General features: G+C 59.2%; 15 protein-coding genes, 1 tRNA gene and 2 pseudogenes. 5 read left to right on the forward strand and 13 right to left on the reverse strand.

The genetic code is table 11. The annotated features are described in order from the left end of the window. Positions 1–40: 40 nt before the first annotated feature. Positions 41–1,000 (reverse strand): annotated as a pseudogene (locus tag SM765_RS09885) (DDE-type integrase/transposase/recombinase); the annotation flags it as partial. Between SM765_RS09885 and SM765_RS23065 the strand changes: the two are divergent. Next, positions 994–1,281: pseudogene (locus SM765_RS23065) on the forward strand (integrase core domain-containing protein); the annotation flags it as partial. The pseudogenes SM765_RS09885 and SM765_RS23065 overlap by 7 nt on opposite strands. Positions 1,282–1,349: 68 nt before the next feature. On the opposite strand, the gene SM765_RS09895 reads toward SM765_RS23065, so the two are convergent. The 7 genes from SM765_RS09895 to SM765_RS09925 all read right to left on the reverse strand — a co-directional run bounded on the left by SM765_RS09895 (position 1,350) and on the right by SM765_RS09925 (position 6,011). Then, a tRNA-Arg gene (locus SM765_RS09895) sits at positions 1,350–1,426 on the reverse strand. A gap of 35 nt (positions 1,427–1,461) precedes the next feature. After that, complete coding sequence (locus tag SM765_RS09900) at positions 1,462–1,962, reverse strand: GNAT family N-acetyltransferase (RefSeq protein WP_425537485.1); 501 nt, start codon at positions 1,960–1,962, stop codon at positions 1,462–1,464. A gap of 292 nt (positions 1,963–2,254) precedes the next feature. Then, on the reverse strand, positions 2,255–2,560 hold the full coding sequence (locus SM765_RS09905) for a hypothetical protein (protein ID WP_274838758.1): 306 nt from the start codon (positions 2,558–2,560) through the stop codon (positions 2,255–2,257). A 130-nt stretch (positions 2,561–2,690) separates the two neighbouring features. Continuing rightward, entirely contained in the window at positions 2,691–3,323 is a 633-nt protein-coding gene (locus SM765_RS09910; protein WP_274838759.1) for an alpha/beta family hydrolase, read from the reverse strand. Positions 3,324–3,356: 33 nt separating this feature from the next. Continuing rightward, on the reverse strand, positions 3,357–4,292 hold the full coding sequence (locus SM765_RS09915) for an MYG1 family protein (RefSeq protein WP_274838760.1): 936 nt from the start codon (positions 4,290–4,292) through the stop codon (positions 3,357–3,359). A gap of 195 nt (positions 4,293–4,487) precedes the next feature. Continuing rightward, positions 4,488–4,799, reverse strand: a complete 312-nt coding sequence (locus tag SM765_RS09920) for an ETC complex I subunit (RefSeq protein ID WP_065270634.1) — start codon at positions 4,797–4,799, stop codon at positions 4,488–4,490. Between the two features lie 87 nt (positions 4,800–4,886). Then, positions 4,887–6,011, reverse strand: coding sequence for a PepSY-associated TM helix domain-containing protein (locus SM765_RS09925; RefSeq protein WP_274838761.1), 1,125 nt, complete (start codon positions 6,009–6,011; stop codon positions 4,887–4,889). Between the two features lie 168 nt (positions 6,012–6,179). Between SM765_RS09925 and uvrB the strand changes: the two genes are divergently transcribed. Together uvrB and SM765_RS09935 are read left to right on the forward strand one after the other, a co-directional pair. Next, a complete protein-coding gene (uvrB, locus tag SM765_RS09930; protein WP_274835647.1) occupies positions 6,180–8,372 on the forward strand; it encodes an excinuclease ABC subunit UvrB in 2,193 nt (730 codons plus the stop codon). A 116-nt stretch (positions 8,373–8,488) separates the two neighbouring features. Further along, positions 8,489–9,094, forward strand: coding sequence for a hypothetical protein (locus tag SM765_RS09935; RefSeq protein WP_274838762.1), 606 nt, complete (start codon positions 8,489–8,491; stop codon positions 9,092–9,094). A 107-nt stretch (positions 9,095–9,201) separates the two neighbouring features. Here the strand turns inward: SM765_RS09935 and SM765_RS09940 are convergent, their stop codons facing one another. Both SM765_RS09940 and SM765_RS09945 read right to left on the reverse strand, forming a co-directional pair. Further along, on the reverse strand, positions 9,202–9,609 hold the full coding sequence (locus tag SM765_RS09940) for a universal stress protein (RefSeq protein ID WP_065270638.1): 408 nt from the start codon (positions 9,607–9,609) through the stop codon (positions 9,202–9,204). Between the two features lie 86 nt (positions 9,610–9,695). Further along, positions 9,696–10,016 (reverse strand): antibiotic biosynthesis monooxygenase family protein, encoded by a 321-nt coding sequence (locus SM765_RS09945; RefSeq protein ID WP_065270639.1) that lies wholly within the window; start codon positions 10,014–10,016, stop codon positions 9,696–9,698. 147 nt (positions 10,017–10,163) lie between these two features. Here SM765_RS09945 and SM765_RS09950 point away from each other — a divergent pair, with 147 nt between their 5' ends. After that, entirely contained in the window at positions 10,164–10,832 is a 669-nt protein-coding gene (locus SM765_RS09950; protein ID WP_274838763.1) for a hypothetical protein, read from the forward strand. 23 nt (positions 10,833–10,855) lie between these two features. After that, on the forward strand, positions 10,856–11,341 hold the full coding sequence (locus SM765_RS09955; protein ID WP_274838764.1) for a HugZ family pyridoxamine 5'-phosphate oxidase: 486 nt from the start codon (positions 10,856–10,858) through the stop codon (positions 11,339–11,341). An 8-nt stretch (positions 11,342–11,349) separates the two neighbouring features. Here SM765_RS09955 and SM765_RS09960 read toward each other — a convergent pair whose 3' ends face one another. The 3 genes from SM765_RS09960 to SM765_RS09970 all read right to left on the reverse strand — a co-directional run bounded on the left by SM765_RS09960 (position 11,350) and on the right by SM765_RS09970 (position 15,062). Next, positions 11,350–13,635, reverse strand: a complete 2,286-nt coding sequence (locus SM765_RS09960) for a glycosyl hydrolase family 28-related protein (protein WP_274835650.1) — start codon at positions 13,633–13,635, stop codon at positions 11,350–11,352. Between the two features lie 118 nt (positions 13,636–13,753). After that, positions 13,754–14,158: a DUF4864 domain-containing protein gene (locus tag SM765_RS09965; RefSeq protein ID WP_274838765.1), complete on the reverse strand. Its 405-nt coding sequence runs from the start codon at positions 14,156–14,158 to the stop codon at positions 13,754–13,756. A gap of 250 nt (positions 14,159–14,408) precedes the next feature. Continuing rightward, on the reverse strand, positions 14,409–15,062 hold the full coding sequence (locus tag SM765_RS09970; protein WP_274838766.1) for a TrmH family RNA methyltransferase: 654 nt from the start codon (positions 15,060–15,062) through the stop codon (positions 14,409–14,411). Positions 15,063–15,225: the final 163 nt, after the last annotated feature.

Raw genomic sequence — 15,225 nt, forward strand, 5'->3', positions numbered from 1 at the left:
CCTGAGCGAAGAGAGGGTCTGGCTCATCTGGTTGGTTTGATTATGCAGCGTATCTTCGGTGAAGCAAGCGCCGGGTTTCGATAGTCTTTCGCTTGATCCTTTCTCGTTGTTTCAGGATGGTCTGGCCGCGCCCGAAGTAGACATCGGCCGGGGTGAAGTATTGCAGGCTCTCGTGGCATTGTCGGTGATTGTAATGCTCGACGAGGGCGTCGATCTTCTGCCTGAGATCGCCGGGCAGGAAGTAGTTCGCCAGCAGGATGCGGTTCTTCAGGGTCTGATGCCAGCGCTCGATCTTGCCCTGGGTTTGCGGGTGATATGAGGCACCGCGGACATGATCCATCTGCCGATCTTCCAGCCAATCGGCCAACTCGTCCGAGATGTAACCCGACCCGTTGTTACTGAGAAGGCGGGGCTTGTGCAGAACCTTCGCCTGATCACAACCCGATGCCTGCAGCGCCAGGTCGAGCGTGTCGGTCACATCGCCTGACTTCATCGTCGTGTAAAGTTTCCAGGCGATGTTGTAGCGGCTGTAATCATCGAGGGTCGTGGACAGGTAGAACCAGCCCCAGCCGATGACCTTCAGGTAAGTGAAGTCGGTCTGCCAAAGCTGGTTCGGTCGGGTCGTCTTGTCACGGAACTCGTCAGCGGCGGACAGAACCACATAGGCCGGGCTGGTGATCAGGTCTTAGGCCTTTGGGATGCGATAGACCGAAGCCTCTGACATCGAGCCATGGGAGCGCCACTGGTCCGAGAGACCATGGCGAGGATACTTTTCCGTGTCAGTGAATCGCACGGCCAACTCGCGCGGCGACAGATCGCGTTCCTGCAGTGCTAGGTCCTTGATCTTCTCGCACACCGGCTCAGGGATGCGGTTCCAGACCCGCGACGGCCTGGGAATGCGATCTTTCAGCGCCTCAGGGCCGCCCGACAAATACCGATCATACCAGCGGTAGAAGGTCGTTCTGGGGATGACGAGCTTGTCCAGCGTTCGCCTGGACGGACCGGTTGCGCCGATCCGGCGTGCGTATCTCAATGGATGGCAAGGGGCGGTTCCTCGACAACATCTTCGTTGAACGGCTCTGGCGATCTCTGAAATACGAGTGTGTCTACCTGCATTCCTGGGAGACCGGGTCGGAAGCGAAAGCAGGTGTCGGAAAGTGGATCGAGTTCTAAAACCGCAAGCGCCCACATTCCGCCCTTGGCGGCCAACCACCCGCTGTGATCTATTGGCAGCGAAATGAAACAACCCAAACCGATCAGCAGATGCAAAGAGTAGCTTAAATTGCGCCAGATCCTGTCCAACAAATGGGGAGTAGCTCACTTATGCCTAATTGGCACATTCCCAATAATGGCGATCCCTCGAGGACTCGAACCCCGAACCTGCTGATTAGAAGTCAGCTGCTCTATCCAGTTGAGCTAAGGGACCGCTGAGGACCAGTTACGACACCCGCAATGCAAGGGTCAAGGCGCGGCTGACAGGTCCAGATGCATAAAGACAGACCAGGGATCTTCACTGTAGTCCCCAAAGGGCGGACACTCCGAAAATCCGTAGCTTTCATAAAGCTTTCGCGCCGGGAGGAACTCTGGGGTAGAGCCGGTCTCCAGGTAAATGCCAGAGGCGCTTTCCTGACGGGCAAGCTTCAGGAGATGGTCCAGAATGGCCCTGCCCGCGCCACTGCCGCGGGCCTCAGAGAGCGTGTGCATCGATTTCAGCTCACGGGTGTTATCCGCCAGCCGCTTCAGCGCGCCCATACCGATCGCCTGACCATCACGGCGCAGCAGGAAGAACTGCACGTCCGGACCTTCAAGACTACTGCCGTCCAGCGCGTGACAGCTCTCTTCCGGTGATTGCGCGGCCATCTGATCCAGGTGGCGCCGGATCAGAACCGCCGCATCGGGATCCGAAGGACGGGCCGGTACAATCACGGTTTCGGGCATCTTTGGTTCTGTAAGTCGGGGCAAAGTTGTTTCCACGCGGCAAAAAATTCAACATGATTTCAAAGCCTTATTTTACGCCTTTCCTCCCTCGGAGCAAGGATGCCGCGAGAATAGGGGCAAGATCCCGCGAACTCCCTGAAATAGAAAAGAAAAGTCCTCCGAAGCGGGCTCCATCTCAAGATCTGCGGGGGTAGGTCAGGCTGCGTTTTTCGCGAAAACCAAGGGGACAACATCTACAAGGAGTAATTCAATCCCTTGCTTGCGGGGATGTCGGAATGCCGGGATGTTTCCGTTGAGAATTTCGGAAAACAGGTACTCAAATCGGTCGGCCCCACGCTGGCAAGCATAAAAGATCGGATGCAGAAGCGCCTTCGCCGAACACCGGTGTTGCCGACAAACCGGCGATTAATGCCAGTAGCTGATCAAGGTGCGATCGACCAAAGAGGACGTGCCGAACCGAGCCGCGTTTCGTCCTTAGGGTCAGCGGGAGAACAATGCCGCCGAGAGAGAGAACTTCAATTTGCTGTTTCGTTGCGCCGAGATATTCGGGGAGATCGCAAAGGGGGATCGCGGTCTGGAACGCCTCAACCATCGAAACCGTTGTGACTGCGTCAAATACCATTTTCCCGCTTCCAGGTAGCTTACGACACGGGTAAAGGCTTCGAGCGGTCATACGCGCTGTCTCACACGCAGGGCCGGATTGGGCCGAAATTGGCGCCTAGATTTCTCCAGTCGAATATTGACGAAGCCAATCAGAAGCAGGAATTTGCCCAGACCTTGACTTGCTCCGCGAGCTCAAGGAGTTGGTCCTCAAGAGTCTTTCCGGTCAACCGTTTACGGGGCTTCAGGTCGTGATCGCCGTCTTCCAGCCAGTGCAGGGTCACGGCATTGGACAGATCGTATTCCTGCACCTCTTCCCGCGTGCCGAATGGATCGCGGGTGCCTTGGCAGATGAGGGTTGGACAGGTTATCTCGGCAAGGTTCTCACCACGTCGATTGCCGGGCTTCTTCGGCGGATGGAACGGGAAGCCGAGGCACAGCATTCCTTTGATCCGCCCCGCGTCATAAAGGTCCTGAGCGATCAGGCTGGCCACGCGGCCGCCCATACTTTTCCCACCAATGATCAGCGGACCATCGCAGCCAAGCGCGTCAATGGCGGCAAGAAATTCCGGCGCGTAGGTGTCGGCCTTTGCCGGTGGGCGCTTAGAGCCACCAGTGCGACGGGCGGACATGTAGCTGAACTCGAAGCGGGCGACGCGGAAGCCTTGGGCGTCCAGCCCTTCGGCAACCGTATCCATCCAAGGGGTGTCCATCGCTGCGCCAGAACCATGGGCCAGAAGGATTGTGGTTCGCCCCGTTTCGTCTCCGTTCAGCAGGAAATCCATCGTGCCCTCCTACGAGATCAGGCTGCGGCGAGATCAGGCTGCGGCGCCTGTGCGCTTAGCCTCTTCGACGGCCAGTTCAGCCATCTTAAGGGCTGCCTCACGGCTGCTGGCAACCGCGATGAACCGTCCGTTGTGACAGAACTTTGCGCCTTTGACGCTGCTGGCTTCTTCCAATGCCTTGTCGGTCAGGCCAGCCCATGCGGCGGGCAGATCGGCGCGTTGCTCAAAGCTGTCACCGCTGATGCGAATACCGCCGATGGACCAGTCATTGTCACGGGGGGCCACCACGAACAACAGGTGGTCCGCGCCAGTCGCCTCAATGGCCGAGCGGAAGGGCATGCCCATGGGCAATTCCAGAATGCGCGAGTGGCCAGCATCCTGGATCGCCTTGATGACCATGGCTTCGGCACGACGCTTGGCGGCTTTCTTGGTGATCGACGCCTCGACAAACGCCCGCGCGATCGGCAGAGCTTCTGCAAAAGCTTTATCGTCCGCGTCCGCGCTGCGGTTGTCGAAGACGGGCTTCAGGCTTTCCAACAGGACCGAGAGGGTCAAAGGCGTCAGCGGACCTGCGACCGAAGGGTTCATCGCGCCGTTGTCTATCAGGTCGATGGGCAGGACAAAGCTCTGCTCAAAGCTGGCGTGGATGTCTTCCAGATCGGCCTCGGGGATCTCCAAAGCGCGGAGGTAGTCAAGGCCGAAATGCTTCCAGATCAGACCGAAGGAACTGTAGGGCTGTTCGTCCTCACGCAGGGGATTGGGGCGCTGATGGTGGTCAAAAATGCCCGCCTCAGCGTCATAATCGCGGCCGACATCATAGATGATCTTGCCCTCACCGGGGGTGATCCACGCGGCGTCACGAGTGCGCACCACCTCGGCCTGCGGGAACAGGCGGGTCAGGATGACCGAGGAAAGAAGTTCGTCCGCGTGGAAACCGCCATTGTGGGTGACGAGGTGGGTAATGATCATGATGGGCACTCTGGCAGATCTGGAAATACAACGGGCGACCGGTTGGGTCGCCCTGAGGGAATCGTGTTCGGGGGGATTCCGGCGGCGATGCGACAAGCATCAACATGCTGTGCGCCGCGCTCACCAATATCTAAATCTGAGGCTCCGCGAAATCTTTGCCCCGATTCCGCGACAACCTTGCCCCGATTTACAGGTTCAGTGGGTCCAGGGACCGCGGCGGTTGGTGGCGAAGTTATCGCCATAGCCGCCGGGGCGGATGTTGGTCTTGCGGGTCTTCGGTTCGACCACCTCGGCGGTGATGCCGTGATCCTTGGCGTATTCCAGCGCCTCTTCCTTGCTGTCAAAGCGCAGGCGGACCTGGCTTTGGGTATCGGCAGAGGAAGTCCAGCCCATCAGAGGATCAACCTCGCGGGCGCTTGCGGGTGCAAACTCCAGAACCCATTTCCGCGTCTTGGCCATGCCCGAGGTCATGGCGTTTCTCGCTGGCCGGTAAATACGCGCTTGCATTGCAGTCTCCTACTCATCCGATGCTGCCTATATGCGATGATACGCGCGCTGCGGCAAGATCGATTTATCCTTAGTATTGCGACAATGCTAACCCGTCTGCCTGCTGCGCCTGCGCCGCAACAGCGGTTGGATCAGGCGGCGATAGCTGAGCGCCGCGCCGGTATAGGTCATCACCAGAGCAAATGCGGCCGCCAACCCCGCCAAAGTCTGCCCCAATAGGCCAAAAACCTCTCCGGTATGCAGGAACCGCAGGAATATCCGCGCCTGCTGACCCGCGCTGCGGTCAGAGAAGTCACTGCGATCCAATACCGCCCCATCCCGGGCATCCATGGTCAGCGTTACCTGTTTCGTCGGCTGGCGGCCGGTGCCGCTGTCGACGGTGATGCGGATTTTTTCTGCAACCGGCAGCGCAACTTCCATCCGCTGCCAGTCCGGAATATTCGCGCTGGCCTGCAACAGCGCCAGATCGAGACCTGAAACCTCGGCCACGGCGTCCGACGCGCCCTGCCCGGCCCCTGCCCGCCGACGCAGTTGCACCGGTTCTTCGCCATAAAGGCGGAACACAAGATCGCTGGCCCAGGGGTAGGAGATCACCACGCCTGACACCACAATCGCCAGCAGGGGCACAAGCGCCCAGAAGCCGAAGACATGGTGCCAGTTGTAATCGCGGGCCTTGCTGCTGGGCAGGCCTTTGCGAAACCACAGGTTCATGCGGACAATCCGCCATTTCCACGCCCGGGGCCACCAAAGGTAGAGGCCGCTTGCCAGAATGAACAGAAAGCCAAGGTTCGCGGCCCCTGTCACCGCCCTGCCCAGATCGCGCCCATCGCCAGAGAGCGAAAACCAGCGGTGCAGATGTTCAACCGTGGAAAAGAATGCAGCGACTCCCGCACCCTGTTCCGGCAGTAAATCGCCGGTGAATGGATCGAGAAACAGTGTGGAATTTCGCCCGACCTGCACGGCCACGGGGGCATCCGGATCTTTTGCAAAACGAAGCGCTGTCGCCCGCCCCCCTGTTTCAATCGGGGCGATGCCTGCCAGTTCATCCGCAGACAGCCTCTCTGTGCCCACTTCGGACACGGCGGGTGTCTGCGCCCAACGGGTGATCTGCGCCTCATAGGTTAGCAACAGCCCCGTCAGTGACAGCATCAGCACCACAAGGGCAACCATCAGGCCGACCGTCAAATGACTCCAGAAAATAAGCTTCCGCATGGTTTTGTCCCCGGATCGTTTTACGCCACTCTTTCTGCAACGCAGCAGGCCGCAAGCTCCGTCGCAGTGCCGTGCAATTTTTCGGGAACTTGCCCAGGACTTGCCCCTGCCCCCTTGATCTGGAACAAAAAGAGATCAAGTGTATGGCCGCCAGACTGAGGAGCGCCAATGCCCTACGCCCATTCCGACAAATCGCTGCCGATGATGACCGAACGCGAGGCCGTCCAGCGCCCCAAGCTGGAAGGTGGCAAGAGCTTTGTGATGAACACGGAGTTCAGCCCGGCCGGGGATCAGCCCACCGCAATTGCGGAGCTGAGCGCCGGCGTCAACGAAGGCGAGCGCAATCAGGTGCTCTTGGGCGCCACTGGTACAGGCAAGACCTTCACCATGGCCAAGGTGATCGAGAAAACCCAGCGCCCGGCCATCATTCTGGCCCCGAACAAGACGCTGGCGGCGCAATTGTACGGTGAATTCAAGGGGTTCTTCCCAGAAAACTCGGTCGAGTATTTCGTATCCTTCTACGACTACTACCAGCCCGAGGCCTATGTGCCGCGCAGCGACACCTATATCGAGAAGGAAAGCCAGATCAACGAACAGATCGACCGGATGCGCCACTCGGCCACGCGGGCGCTTCTGGAACGCGATGACGTGATCATCATCGCCTCGGTCTCCTGTATCTACGGTATCGGCAGCGTCGAGACCTATTCGGCAATGACCCAGGATCTGAAGGTCGGTGAGATGTACGACCAGCGGCAGGTGATGGCCGATCTGGTGGCCCAGCAGTACAAGCGCAACGATCAGGCGTTCCAGCGCGGCTCGTTCCGGGTGCGGGGAGACACGCTTGAGGTTTTCCCGGCACACCTTGAAGACCGCGCGTGGAAACTGTCGTTCTTTGGCGAGGAACTGGAGGCGATCACCGAGTTCGATCCGCTGACCGGGGAGCGCACCGGCAGTTTCGAACAGATCCGGGTCTATGCGAACTCCCACTATGTGACGCCGAAACCGACGCTGAACCAGGCGGTTATCGAGATCAAGAAAGAGCTCCGGATGCGGCTGGATCAGCTGGTTGGAGACGGCAAGCTTCTGGAGGCGCAGCGGCTGGAGCAACGCACCAATTTCGACATTGAAATGCTGGAGGCCACCGGCCACTGCAACGGGATCGAGAATTACTCGCGCTATCTGACGGGCCGCGCGCCCGGCGAGCCGCCCCCTACCCTGTTTGAATTCATCCCTGACAACGCCATTGTCTTTGCTGACGAAAGCCACGTCTCGGTGCCGCAGATCGGCGCCATGTACAAGGGCGACCACCGGCGCAAGTTCACCCTGGCCGAACACGGCTTCCGGCTGCCTTCCTGCATGGACAACCGCCCGCTGAAGTTTGAGGAATGGGATGCAATGCGGCCGCAGTCGGTCTTTGTCTCGGCCACCCCCGCCGCGTGGGAACTGGAACAGGCTGGCGGCGTTTTTGCCGAACAGGTGATCCGACCCACGGGTCTGTTGGACCCAATGGTCGAAATCCGCCCCGTCGACATGCAGGTGGACGACCTGCTGGACGAGATCCGTAAGGTCTCTGCCGATGGCTTCCGCACGCTTTGTACCGTGCTGACCAAACGCATGGCCGAGGATCTGACCGAATACCTGCACGAGCAGGGTATCAAGGTGCGCTACATGCACAGCGACATCGACACGCTGGAGCGAATCGAAATCCTGCGCGATCTGCGGCTTGGCGCCTTTGATGTTCTGGTGGGCATCAACCTCTTGCGGGAGGGCCTTGATATTCCCGAATGCGGGCTGGTGGCCATCCTGGATGCCGATAAGGAAGGCTTCCTGCGTTCTGAAACCTCGCTGATCCAGACCATCGGTCGCGCGGCGCGGAACGCCGATGGCCGTGTCATCATGTATGCCGACCGGATCACCGGCTCGATGGAGCGGGCCATCGGAGAAACCGACCGCCGCCGGGCCAAGCAGATCGCCTATAACGAGGAACACGGCATCACGCCGGAAACCGTCAAGAAGAACGTCGAGGACGTCATGGCGGGTCTCTACCAGGGCGATGTGGACATGAACCGCGTCACCGCCAATATCGACAAGCCGATGCATGGCGCCAATCTCGAAGCCCACCTCAACGGGCTGCGGGAGCAGATGCGCAAGGCCGCCGAGAACCTCGAGTTCGAAGAAGCCGCCCGCCTGCGGGACGAGGTCAAACGGCTGGAGGCCGTGGATCTGGCGGTCTCAGACGATCCGCTGGCCCGCCAGTCCGCCGTCGATGCGGCTGCTGAGGCTGCGGTGAAAACCCGTGGCAGGTCCACGGCGGGCAAGCCAGGACAACGCGGCGGCAATGTGAAACGAAAATGGAAGTGATCTGAGCCTGTTCAGATCCTGTGCAGGGGATTGCAAGACGCCTCCTGCCCCGGTTTGCCTCCTTGCCTGATCATCATTCTGTGCTAGCCTGACATTGGTACACAGGAGTTTTGTTTATGAGTATTTTTCGCGTTGCCATCCTTGGCCTGTTTGTGATCTCCGCAGGAGCACTTCACGCTGGCGGCGATGCAGGTTACGGAGGCAGCGGGTCCTCTGTCGGCCTGTCCGCCGCAACAAGCAAAAGCGTCGCCAATACCCTATCGCGGGGCTTCAGCCGCTGCGAAAATGTCGAATGGGTCTACCGCTACGATTGCTACCGGCTGGTTTACAAACGGTCTGGCGACAAACTGCGCGGCAACACGGCCTATTCCGAAGCGCAGAAGGCGCTGGACCTTGTCGAGAACACCCTTAGCGCTGCGATTGCCAAGAACCGCGATCCGGGTACGAAACCCAAACGTCGTGGGTTTGAGGTATACACTCCGGTCAAACCCTCTGCCCTGCCGAGGATGAAACAACAGACGCGGAAGGCGATCCAGCAAGCCGAAACCATCCTGCTGCGGGCGCCAGAGGAAAAACAGGTCTATTATTCCCGCATTGCCGATGCGCTGAATTCCAACAAGGCGCTGCTCCGCTCCGCTCTGTTGAAGGGCGTACAGCCGGGCAGCACAGCCGTGCGGCTGGCCGCCGTGGCTTTGCACCGTTTGGTCGGGCTGGCTGGATGATCAGACCTGTCGGTCCGGTTAGGCATCGGATCAAAACAGATCGGAGGCACGATACACGCGCCCCCGTTCTCGCTTCTGAAAGTTCAGGAATACCGTTTCAGATCACCTCAGCGTACCACATGGACGGCGCAACCGGCGTGCCGCACCACCTGCGCTGCGGTCGAGCCCAAGAGCAGATCCTGCATGCCCGGACGGTGTGACGCGATGATGATCAGATCGGGGTTGTTCTGCTCGGCCCAATCGAGGATCGACCGCCCCGAATGCCCTTCAATGACCAGACCTTTGGCATTGGGCAGGGTATCCGCCAGTGCCGACAGCTCGCTTTCCAGCGCAGCGCGGGCCTCGGCCATGTAATCGGCCGGCATATAGGTGATCGCGTAGGACGGGATCTGTTCCACCACATGCAGCAGGGTGATCTTCGCCTCAGGCGTCGCCAAGAGGCGCGCCAGTTTCAAAGGTGCGGATACATCGCGGTCAGGGTCAAAGGAAATCGGTACAAGAATATTGTGATACATTGGGTCCTCCAGTCATTCGGGCTTGGGGACAACATGCCCGGCGCGTGCCCCCAAGGCCTTGATCCATATCAGTCTATTTGCAGATCTCAGTCAAAGGTGGCGGCAACTTCGTACATCACCGGTTCGAAACTGCGGCACAGGGCGCTGATCTGGCGGTTGCGTTCACGCATTTCCTCCGAGCGCAGCATCGCCATGAAATCCTCGCGCCGTTTCCACTGGGAATAGTTTGCGATCCGGGTTTGCGCATCATTCACGTGCAGCCCCGCCGCAATGAACCCTGGCTGCCGGGAAATGAAATTGTCATAGGCGTCTGTCAGCGCATCCAGCAGATCCTGACAGGTTCCCGGTGTCATTTCAAAAGTGGTGATGACCGTCTGAATATCGGCCGTTTTGGAAATTGTCGGCATCGTTTCCTCCCGTGATTGGCCCTGAACACCTCCACCCTACGACGATTTTGCCGCAAACAAGACTGTTTTCCGCGTGCAACTTGAGTTTGTGGCAAAAACATACAAAGGTTGATTCCAAATCAACAAAGCAACCCAGGGGAGTTTCAATTGCGGATCTGGATCCTCTCCTGCCTGTTCAGCCTGCTTCTGGCGCCGCCCGCGCTGGCCGGGGCTTGGCTGCGTCAGACGGGCCAGGGTTTTGTTGCCACCAGCGCCACCCTGCGGCAGACCGAGGATGGCACTCTGCGCCATGAGCTGGGGTATTTCGGGGAATACGGCTGGTCGCCGTGGCTGACCCTTGGGGTGGATCTGAACCAGAACGACCGGCAAACGGGCCACGCCCTGCTGTTTGCCCGGATCCCGCTGACCACCGGGGAAACCCGGCCCCGGCTGGCGCTGACAGTCGCAGGTGGCGGCAGTCACCAGCGTGGCTATTGGAGTCCCATGTCCCGCGCCACCCTGTCCTTCGGGCATGATTTCACGACCGCCCGCGCCAGCGGCTGGATTTCGCTGGATGCCAGTTACGAATACCGGGCCAGCCTCCCCGATCCGATCTGGAAACTTGATGCCACCTTTGGCCTCAACACCCGATCGGCCCTGTCGCCAATGCTGCAGATCGAAACCTCCCGCAGCGTCGGGGCGCCATTGACCTATGCCATCACCCCAAGTCTGCGATACCGGACGGCACCCGGTCAGGAACTGGTTGTGGGGCTGGAGCACAAACAGGCCGACAGGCAGAGCCTTGGCCTGAAAATATCCCTGTGGCATAGGTTCTGAAACAGGCTCAGGACAACAATCCGATGACAGATCCAATCCGCCCCACCGATGACGACGCCCGCAGCCTTGCCCGGTCACTGATGGAGAAGGCACGTTTCGCCGCCCTGGGAGTCATTACCGAGGATGGCACACCGCTGGTCACGCGTGTCGCCTTTGGCCTGTCGCCAGAAGGGCATCCGATCAGCCTGATCTCGGCCCTCTCCGCCCACACGCGTGCTTTGCAGAACAACGCGGCCTGTTCCTTTCTCGTCGGGGAGCCGGGTGACAAGGGTGATCCCCTGACGCATCCCCGGCTCAGCCTGCAGGGTCATGCGCAGTTCATCCCCAATACCGGCGAAGAACACGCCCGCCTGGCCGCGCATTACCTGCAGGACCACCCCAAGGCGAAGCTCTACATCGGGTTTGGCGATTTTGCCTTTGTCCGGCTGGACGTGACAGCAGGACATCTGAACGGCGGCTTTGGCAAGGCCTTTGTCCTAACCCCAGATGATCTTACGGCCCCCGCCTGAGTGGCGCGCTAGCGGTCCACCCGCACGATCACCTGCACCTCTCCCTTGACCGCGTCCTGCCAGTTCAGCTTGACCCGGTCCTTACCGCTACCCTGCTCGACCTCGGCATAGGGCATGGCATAGCGTTTGCTGCCACCAGAGGTGCTGATCGGCCCCAGAGCGGTAATCGCATCCACCTTGCGCGCGTGGCCTTCAAACGGCAGCTGCCCATCCGTGTCGATGGTCCAGGTCGTGGCAGCGCTGCCTTGGGTGTATTCCAGCCGCAGAGGACTGGCGGCGGGAGAGGTGATCCCGTGAAAGGTATTGCCTTCGAAAAAGACCATCTTGCTGCGGCTGAAATCCAGCCCGGAGAAACTGGTATCCACCCGTTCAGCCCGGTCTATGAAACCATTGATCGACCGGAACTTGTTGCCCGAGACCGTGACACCGTTCAGGAAATGCCCGGTGCCATAGGGTTTGACCACGATATAGCTGAACCAGGGCGCGACCTCACCAGACAGAAACACATTGTCAGTGATCGACAGGGCGCTGAAGGAAAAGCCTGAACTGAAATCCGGCGTCGGGTCCTGTTCGTTCGTCCATTCGACAAAACAATTGTCGATGTAATTGTCGGACACGGTCGTCGAACAATAGGTATTCGTCAGCACCAGCCCGGCGGTGCGCACGCCATTGGCGATACTGTCACCCTGAAAGAAATGGTTGCCGGTGACCGTATTATTCGCCCCGGCCAACAGCGCAAAATGGCGGAATTTGCTGGCACGGTTGTTGCGCAGCTTGGCATCATTGGCGTTGACGTTGATGGCCACGCTGCTCCGGTCCGGCACATCAAGCGGCTCTTCGGCGGACAGGAACTGGCAATTGTCGACCAGTATGCCCTGACAGCCCGACCCGATCGAGGTGATCCCGCGATCCTTGGGCCTGGAGATGAAGCAATGATCGAGACTGAAGACGGTGCCCGCCGACGGCAGGCGCAGGGCGCTGCAATGGGAATTGCACTGCACCTCGACCTCGGTCATGCCAAATTTGCTGAGTTGGCTGAAGCCGGAGAAATCCAGCAGATACTTGAAGTCCTTGAAGGTGAAATTCTGCGTGCCCACCGCGTCATAAAGCGGCGCGTTCAGCGTCAGCTCACCCGCGCCGGTGTTCTTGGCCCGCACGTAGATTTCCCGCCCCACCCCGCTGCCTTCGACCAATGCGCCAATGGCGATATTGGCGATATTGGCCACGTTGCGCAGCTTGCGCGGATCGCCGCTGTCGTAGGTCGCCTGAGAGCTCACGGTTTCGGTATCCCAGGCCGCGCCGCCCACGGCGGAAAACTGACCGTTGCGGATCACCCGGCGGGTGGCATAAGAGCTGCGGTTCGGCACCGCCGCCTGCATGTCGATCGGTTTTGTCACGGTGATCATGCGCCCCCGCAGATCCAGCGATTCATGATCCACGTTGTTGAGCAGCGCCTGAAATGCCTTCTTGAAGGCAAGCTCTTCGTCACCAAAGGCAGCGGCATAGGCGGGAAAATCGAAATTGCGCCGCATGAGCAACATTTTGTCTGTCGGCATGGAGAGCGTGCCTTCGAACACCATCTCATTGTACATCGACACCGTTTCGGCCAGATAGAATTCCCCTTCCGGCACCAGAACCCGGCGCCCGTCGGCGGCAGCATCGGCGGCTTCAAAGGCGGCTGTGTTGTCCTGAACCCCGTCCCCGATGGCGCCGAAATCCGTCACATCCACAAGGCTGATCATATCACGCAGAAAGGCGCTTGTGATATCGGTGATCTCGATATCGTCGATCCGCACAACGCCGCCATTGGGGCCAATCAGGTCCAGTCCGAAATGCCCGTGGTCGGCCGCAAGGCCCCAGGGCATATCCACCCCACTGCGACTGCCAGTCCCGACGATGGCCGTGATCTCCACCACCTGCCCATACGAGGTCAGCGTCGTGCTGGTGCCGGTTTCGACCACCCCGGACAGGTGGCTGTTATTGGCCTGCCCGGCCCAGCCCGCGACCCGCACCGTCGGAAGCGCGCCGCTGATCGCCTTGATACGGGCGCGGACCTGCAGGTAACACCCCGGCAAGATCGGCGTCTTTCCCATGAAACGCAGCTTTTGCGTGCTGTCGAGCTTTTGTAGCTCAAGGCAGCCGCCAAAATCCGCATCCGCCGCCACATAGGCCGCGTTCACCACCCCGTCATAAGTATCCGAGCCCGGCGTGCCATCGCCGCTGGACCACTGATCCAGCCCTTCCTCGAACGGTAAAGGCGTCAGTTGCAGCCCATCGGTGATCACCTTGTTCATGGGAAACCCTTTCCTATGCCACGACGCGCCAGCAGCGCAGATCAGAAAGGGTTTAGAATGTCCGGCTTAATCCGGCGTCAGACAGGCGCGCGCTGCTCCTGCACCGGGCCTCATGCCTTCAGGCATTGCCTTGTGGCACTTTCAGGATTTGCACGGCGTTGATTTTCCAATCGCTGCCTTCCCCGACAACCTGATAATCCAGCAGGTGCAGCCGCGCGTCCTGATCTGTGATCAGCACCCGTTGCCAGAGGTTACCGGCGACCTCTCGCAGCTCCAGATAGCGGACCTGGTTTGGGCGCAGAACCATGGGATAGCCGCGCTCGACCATCTCGCCAAAGCGTTCGGGCGTGCCAAACAGGCTGCGGATGCGGGGGGAGGCAAAACCGAAAGCCCGCGTGACGTCATCATCGCGAAACGCCTCGATCTGGGCCCCGATCACGCCAGTGATCCGGTCCCTGTCCTCTGCCCCCGCAGGCAGCGCCAGAAGCACCAGCGAAAACACAAAACTTGCAAACCTGAACATTGGCGACCTCCAACGATACCTAGATGTCTTAGCTAGGCCAGGAATGCGGCAGGTCAAAAATTAGATGACAAGGGCGTAGCTTGCGGGCCGTCGAGAAAAAGGGCGCCGCATTGGGCGCCCTGTGCAGTTCGCGGCGCGCGTAGATGGCGCTGGAACTCGGACCTCAATGAGCACATAGAGGCCGGAGTATCGGATGCTGCTGTCTGCACGATTGGCAGCTTTTCTGCTGCGTCCGGTCAAACGGATGCCGTTATTCTTGCTCACGCGGTATAACGGTTGGAAGCGGTCTCGTTCGCTTGCCCTTATGCCGAGCGCGTCTGTATTGGCTTTGATACTCACGTCGCTGTTTAGTCACCTCGTAGAGAACGATTCCCGAACATGTGCCAAGGTTCAGGCTTTCGATCATGCCGAACATGGGTACTGCGACGCACATTTCGCTACGGCTGACTGCAGTTTCACTAATCCCGCGTTTTTCGTTCCCGAACCAAACAGCAAGTTTCGTGTGTTTGGTGAAGTCACCATCATGGAGGTAGACGTTAGATTTCCCCTTAACATGCGGAGACGTAACCACGGACACAAAGCCCTTGTGTTCGAGATGGTCCATGCACTCTTCGGTGCTGTCGAACCGTTTAACGAATGTCCATTTCACCGCAGACACGGAAGTTGACGACAAGGATTTTCTTTCCCGCATAGCCTGCCAATCGTTTGGCAGCGCTTTGCGTGGATCAACAACGTAGGCCTTTTCTACACCGAGCGCGTTGACGTTTCGGATGACCGTTCCGATATTCTTGATGTCCACGGGATCTTCAATGACCGCAATCAAGTTCTTGCATCGAAACTCTTTGATTTCATCGGCTCGTTTTCGGACCGACGTCTTTTGTTTCTTTGGGGCTTCATTTTCCATATCTGCACTATACGCCGCGTAGACTGGTGAACAAGTTGGTAGGGTCCAACGAAACGATCCTTACCCCCTAAAAGCGAACGTTCGAGTGACCTGCTCCCCTGAAAAGTCCGCGGTTTGAAGTTAGCCTGTTCTCCAAACGAGGAGACAAACGATGCGGAAGAGC

Source organism: Pseudophaeobacter sp. 1A09344, from assembly GCF_041008745.1.
Classification (GTDB): Bacteria; Pseudomonadota; Alphaproteobacteria; order Rhodobacterales; family Rhodobacteraceae; genus Phycobacter; species Phycobacter gallaeciensis_A.